The sequence below is a fragment of the Humidesulfovibrio sp. genome, from assembly GCF_035560995.1.
Taxonomy (GTDB): domain Bacteria; phylum Desulfobacterota; class Desulfovibrionia; order Desulfovibrionales; family Desulfovibrionaceae; genus Humidesulfovibrio.
The window spans coordinates 1-6,396 of record NZ_DATMYK010000313.1 but is presented as its reverse complement, the minus strand read 5'-3'; the positions used below and the strand labels follow the sequence as shown (position 1 = coordinate 6,396).

The 6,396-nt window shown below is 68.2% G+C and carries 4 protein-coding genes and 1 riboswitch; all 4 genes read left to right on the top strand.

All coding sequences use genetic code 11. The features are described 5' to 3' along the window. Nucleotides 1-15 precede the first annotated feature (15 nt). Nucleotides 16-159: riboswitch (cyclic di-AMP (ydaO/yuaA leader) on the top strand. 51 nt (nucleotides 160-210) lie between these two features. Continuing rightward, complete coding sequence (locus tag VN419_RS12515) at nucleotides 211-2,211, top strand: KUP/HAK/KT family potassium transporter (RefSeq protein WP_325647553.1); 2,001 nt, start codon at nucleotides 211-213, stop codon at nucleotides 2,209-2,211. 162 nt (nucleotides 2,212-2,373) lie between these two features. Next, nucleotides 2,374-3,579 carry a hypothetical protein gene (locus VN419_RS12510; RefSeq protein WP_325647552.1) on the top strand — a complete coding sequence of 402 codons (1,206 nt, stop codon included), beginning with the start codon at nucleotides 2,374-2,376 and terminating at the stop codon, nucleotides 3,577-3,579. Nucleotides 3,580-3,624: 45 nt separating this feature from the next. Beyond that, a complete protein-coding gene (locus VN419_RS12505; protein WP_325647551.1) occupies nucleotides 3,625-4,269 on the top strand; it encodes a hypothetical protein in 645 nt (214 codons plus the stop codon). Nucleotides 4,270-4,428: 159 nt separating this feature from the next. After that, nucleotides 4,429-6,396: FecR domain-containing protein (locus VN419_RS12500; RefSeq protein WP_325647550.1), on the top strand; the 1,968-nt coding region annotated here is incomplete at its 3' end.

The following is a 6,396-nucleotide window of genomic DNA, read 5'->3' as shown; positions in this document are numbered from 1 at the left end:
TTTACACCCCAGGTAAAGGAAGTGTTGCCAAATTCCGGGCGAACGCCCAGGGAGCGGGGGAACCATCCTCAATTCTGGGGCGCATCGCCGTTAAAACGGCGTAGGACACCTTCGGTCCGAGCCCGTCAGCTAACCTCGCAGGCGTCGAAGGGGAAGACCTCCGGTACAACGGGGCCATCCCCCGCATTCATCCGCACCGGAGGTTTCTTCATGTCCCCAGATTCCCAGGCCGCGCACCGGCCGGATTCCCCCGCGCCCGCACAGGCCGCACCGCAGCACGAACCCCTGCCCTCGTCGCCCGCTGTTGGCAACGGCGATAACGGGGAAGGGCGAGCGCACCACGCTTCGGGGCGCACCATGGGCCTGGCCCTGGCCGCTCTCGGCGTCGTCTACGGCGACATAGGCACCAGCCCGCTGTATACTGTGAAGGAATGCTTCCACGGCCCCCACGCCGTGGCGCTTTTGCCCGTGAACATCATGGGCGTGCTTTCCCTCATCCTCTGGTCGCTGTTCATCGTGGTAAGCCTGAAATACGTCATGTTCGTCATGCGTGCCGACAACAAGGGCGAGGGCGGCATCTTCGCGCTCCTGGCCCTGGTGAAGTCCTCGGTGGAGGGCACGGGCAAAAAACGGCACACCCTGCTCATCAGCTCCGCCATGTTCGGCGCGGCCCTGCTCTACGGCGACGGAATCATCACTCCCGCAATCTCCGTGCTCTCGGCCATGGAGGGCATGAACGTGGCCACCGATGCGGCCGAGCCCTTCATCCTGCCCGGCACCTGCATCATCCTCATGCTGCTGTTCATGATGCAGAAGCACGGCACCGAGCGCATCGGCAAGGTGTTCGGTCCGCTCATGATCCTCTGGTTCGCGGTCATCGCCGCCCTGGGCGTGGCATCCATCACCCAGCGGCCGGAAATTCTGGCCGCCGTGAACCCCGTCCACGCCGTGCGCTTCTTCGTGGAGAACCATCTGCACGGCATGGTGGTGCTCGGTTCGGTGGTCCTGTGCATCACCGGCGGCGAGGCCCTTTACGCCGACATGGGCCACTTCGGCCGGCAGCCCATCCGCATGTCCTGGTACACAGTGGTCCTGCCCTCGCTCATGCTCAACTATTTCGGCCAGGGCGCGTTGCTGCTGGCCAAGCCCGACATGGCCTTCAACCCCTTCTTCGGCCTGGTGCCGCAGGTGCTGCTCTACCCCATGGTGGCCCTGGCGACCATCGCCACGGTCATCGCCTCGCAGGCCATGATCTCCGGCGTGTATTCCCTGACGCAGCAGGCGGTGCAGTTGGGCTACTGCCCGCGCATCCGCATCATCAACACCAGCGCGGAGACCAAGGGCCAGATATACCTGCCCGGCGTGAACAACGCCATGATGCTGGCCTGCATCGGCCTGGTGCTGGCCTTCAAGAGCTCCAGCGGGCTGGCCGGAGCTTACGGCATCGCGGTAACGGCCACCATGGCCATCACCTCGGTCATCTTCTTCTTCGTCGTGCACACCCTGTGGCGCTGGCCCATGTGGAAGACCGCGCCGCTCATCGCCCTGTTCCTGGTGTTCGACGTGGCCTACCTGGGCTCGAACCTGTTGAAGATCCTGGACGGCGGCTGGTTCACCCTCACCGTGGCGGCCCTCATCATGGCCGCCATGGCCACCTGGCGCGACGGCAAGGCCGCCCTGGGCCGCCAGTTTCAATCCATGGGCCTGCCGCTTGAACTGTTCCTGAACAGCATGGTGGCGGGCAAGCCCCCCTTGCGCATTCCCGGCACCGGGGTGTTCATGTCCGTCTCGGCCACGGGCACACCCATCACCCTGTTGCACCACTACAAGCACAACAAGGTGCTGCACGAGCAGGTTCTGCTCCTGTCCATCTCCTCGGCCGAGACGCCCTTCGTCTCCGGCAAGGAGCGCCTGCAGGTGACCAGCCTGGGCCACGGCTTCTTCCGCATCATCGCCCGCTACGGCTTCATGCAGACGCCCAGCGTGCCGGAGATTCTGCGCCTGGCCGGGGCCCACGGCCTGCACATGGACATGGCCAGCACCAGCTTCTACCTGGGCCGCGAAACGCTGCTCACGGGCGGAACCTCCAGGATGATGCGCTGGCGCAAGAGCCTCTTTGCCTTCATGTCGCGCAATGCCTGGAACGCCACGACATTCTTCGGCATTCCGCCGGGACGCGTGGTGGAGCTGGGCACCCAGGTGGAGCTCTAGCCCGGCACAGGCGACGCGGGCCGACGCTGGCGGTGGACCTGCGGCCTTTACCCCGGCGCAGGAACGCGCTATGCGCCCTTTCGGGGACACCTCCCCGAGCACGAGGAACACCAGGGCCATGCAGCACCAGAACCATCACCCGCGCCGACGCGCAGGCCGCCCATGACCGGACGCCGGCTGCGACTGCTTGCGCCCCTGCCCTATTTCGCGGCCTTTGTGGCCGCGCCCTTCGCCGTGCTGGCGGGCAAGCTGGCCGAACGGCCGGGCGTCTTCGCGGCCTATGGCCTGCGCGGGCTCGCGCCCTGGCTCACGCTTTCGGCCGTGGCGCTCGTTGTCTGCCTGTTCCAGGCGGCCAGCGCCCGCGCGGACCGCGACCAGCCCCGCTGGCCCCTGGCGGCCGTCGGGATCGTGCTGGCCCTTTCGGGCTGGCTGCTGGCGCGGCTTTTGGTTCCCCTGCTGGCCGAGGCCGAACACCTGGCTCCCCTGATGAGCGAACTGCGCCTGCCCGCCCTGGCCGTCTTCGCCGGGCTGTGGGCCTGGAGCTTCGGCGCGCCGGAACGCGGCACCCTGGCGAACGCTGGCGCGGCCCTGGGCGCGCTGGTGGTGCTCGATTTTCTGCTCACCGCCATCATGGCCCGCAGCCTGGTGCTGGGCGGGGGCTATCTTTTCGGCGAGGCGGCGGGCACGGCGGACATCCTGGCCTTTCTGCTCTGCCTGGGTCTGGCCGCCACACTGGAGGACGGGCCGGTTCCGGGCCAGCCGCGTCTGGCGCGCTGGCTCATCCTGGCCGGACTTCTGGCCGGGTTCTCGCGTCCCGGCCTGGCTGCCGCCGCGCTCATGCTTGTGTTTCTGGAGCGCGGGCCCTTCCGCCTGCGGCTGGCCATGGCTTTGGCCTGCGCCCTGGCCGCGTGGATGTCGCTGATGCTGCCCCTGCCGCACCTGGGCGGCGGCGACGAACTGGGCTTGGCCTGGCACCAGGCCGCCACCTTCGAGGCCCTGTCGCAGGAGCCCTGGGGCTTTTTCACCGGCCTGCCCCTGGACCAGCCCGTGGCCCTGGCCATGCCCGAATTTCAAGGCCTGCTCTGGGACGACGAGTCCCAGGGGCTGCCCGTGTACGCCTTCGACATCCCCTCCTCCGCCCTGCGCCTGCTGGCGGGCTGGGGAGCGGGCGGCCCGCTGGCCGTGCTGGCCGCTGCGGGCTTCTGCGCCCTGCGCGGGCGCGGCCGCTTCGGCCTGGGGCTTGTGACCGCGCTCATTTTCGGCGCGGCCTTCTCGCCCGTGCTGCACGTGCCCGCCACGGCCGCAGCCCTGGCCCTGGCCCTGGTTTCCGCAGCGAGCAGGCAGCCCCAGGGCCCGGACCGTCCCTAAACCAATCCACGTCGGCGCGCCCGGCGTTACAAGCGGAGAGAATCCATGACGGCACTTCCCCGGCTCACCGCAGCCCAGACGAAAACCAGCCCCCTGAAACGCCTTTCACACGCCGCGGCCCGCGGCGCCTGCGCGACGGCCCTCTTGCTGGGCCTGTTCGCGTGGCCCGGCCAGGCCCTGGCCATTAACGACGACGCCGTGCTGAAGCGCATGGACACCGTGCTTGAGGAAAACAACCGCCTGCGCGACGAGGCCTGGAAGGCCCGCAAGCATGGACGCGAGGCCGCCAAGCAGGCCGAGGACGCGCTGAACGCCTCGGACGACCGGCTGGAGCGCACCCGCACCGAGGCCCTGGCCCATGTGGCGGGCGTCACCCCGGCCCAGGTGGAAAGCCTGCGCAAGGACGGCAAGTCCTGGGGCCAGGCCGCCGGCGAGCTTGGCGTGCACCCCGGCTTCCTGGGCGTGGGCAAGGCCCCGCTGTACCAGTCCCTGCCGCCCAAGCGCAAAGCGGCGGAGGCGGACACCGTAAAGGGCAAGCGCGGCAAAAAGGCCAAGGAGACCGCCCAGGACAAGGCCCCGGCCAAGGCGGAGAAGGGCAAGAAGGCCAAGGTCAAGAAAGAGGCCAAGGCCGCGCCCAAGCAGCAGGCCAAGGCTGAAAAGAAAGTCAAAAAATCCAAGAAGAAAGACTAGCCCACCAGGAAGCAGCTTTCCCTATGCCGCATTGACGGAGCCTTGCCGTCCTGATACGTACACGCATAGAGCGTAGTATCAGGATAGGCGCGTCCGTGCTCCGACATCTTCTCGGCCCGCCCGCGCCCGCCTCCCGCATTCGAGAGAGGAGAGTTCCCCATGGCGCAGGAAATCGGCTCGGCAAAAGCTATCCAGGGACAGGTCACGGCCGTCGGGCCGGAGGGCTCCCGCACCCTCTCCATCGGCAGCCCGGTGTTCAAGGGCGACACCCTGGCCACGGCCAAGGGCTCGGCCGGGTCCATCCAGTTCCTCGACAAGACCGTCCTGAACGTGGGCGAAGGCTCCAAGGTCAGCCTCGACCAGTACGTATACGACTCCTCCAAGGGCTCCGGCCAGGCGCTGTTCAAGATGGCCCAGGGCACCTTCCGCGCCGTCACCGGCGAAATCGTCAAGCAGAACCCCGAATCCTTCAAGATGCAAAGCCCGCTGGCCACCATCGGCATCCGCGGCACGGAAACGGCGCACACCGTGCCCGAGCCGGGCCAGCCCAACGCCAGCGAAAGCCATCTGGTCATGGTCTTCGACGGCAAGCCCGTCATCGTGCAGCCACTGGGCGGCGGGGCTTTCCAGGTGCTGTCCCAGGCGGGCGTGAAGGTCGAGGTGGGCAAGTTCGGCGCGGGCCCGGTCATGGTCATGACCCCGCAGGAATTCAAGTACTTCCAGGCCCTGACCACCACCGGCGTGCAGCAGGGCGTGACCAGGGACACCATTTCGCCCCAGGGCCAGCAGACCAAGGATCCCAAGGTGCAGGGCGCGCAGGACGCCGCCACCAAGGCCACGGCCGAGGCCCAGGCCAAGGCGGCGGACGCGGCGGCGGCAAAGGCCGCGGCGGAGGCGGCGGCAAAGGCCGCGGCAGAGGCGGCGGCTTCCGGCGATCCAGCGGCCAAGGCCGCGGCGGACGCGGCGGCAAAGGCCGCGGCCGATGCGGCGGCAAAGGCCGCCCTTGATGCCAAGGCCGCGGCGGACCTGGCGGCAAAGGCCCAGGCCGAGGCCTTCGCGGCCCAGCAGGCCATGGCCATGGCCGAAGCGGCAAAAGCCGCGGCCGATGCGGCGGCGAAGGCCGCGCTTGATCCCGGCAACCAGGGCAACTCCCTGACGCTGAGCCCCGGCTCCGTCATTACCTTCACCACCACAACCAACTCGTCCGGTCAGACCACCACGGTCATCACCGTCACCCAACCCGGCGGCGGCAGCCAGGGCGCCACCGGCGGAGTCATCATCTCCGATCAGGCCGGAAGCACGACTGTCATAGACACCACCCATGACAACCAGAACAACGACCCCGGCAACACCGGCCAGACGACGACCACCACCACCCTGGACCTCTCCGGCAGCCAGCACGCCATGGAAGTGGACCTGAACAGCCACTACACCTTCGATCTTGTCAGCCACCAGTCGGCCAGCATCGCCTCAAGCATCGTCAACGTTGTGGGCAGCGGCTACGATGACGAAATCATCGGCAACAGCAGCGCCAACAACCTCCAGGGCGGCGACGGCAACGACACCATAGTCGGCGGCGGCGGGCCGGACTCCCTTTACGGCGGCGCGGGCAACGACAACATCGTCGGCGGGCCGCAGGCCGTGCTGGTGGACGCGGGCACCGGCGCGGACACGGTGACCACGGGCGCAGGCAGCGACGCCATCTTCATGGGCACGGCGCTGAACGACGCCGACGGGCAGGACAGCATCAACGCCGGCTCCGGGCACGATGTCCTGTACTTCACCGACAACGGGCACGACACCCACGACCTGGACACCGTCAAGGGCGTGGAGGAGATCATCCTGGGCGATGCCGCCACGAACATCGTCTTCCCGGGCCCCGCCACCTTCGGCTCCACGGATTGGGGCGACATCGGCGGCGTGCTGACGGTTGACGGCCACGCGCTGACGGCGGACCACAGCATGGTCTTCGACGGCTCGGCCGCCGTCGACGGCGCGTTCTCCATCATCGGCGGCGCGGGCAACGACATCCTCACCGGCGGCCACGGCGACGACACCATCGTCGGCGGCGCAGGCAACGACATCCTCACCGGCAACAACGGCAACGATTTCTTCGTGGGCGGCGCG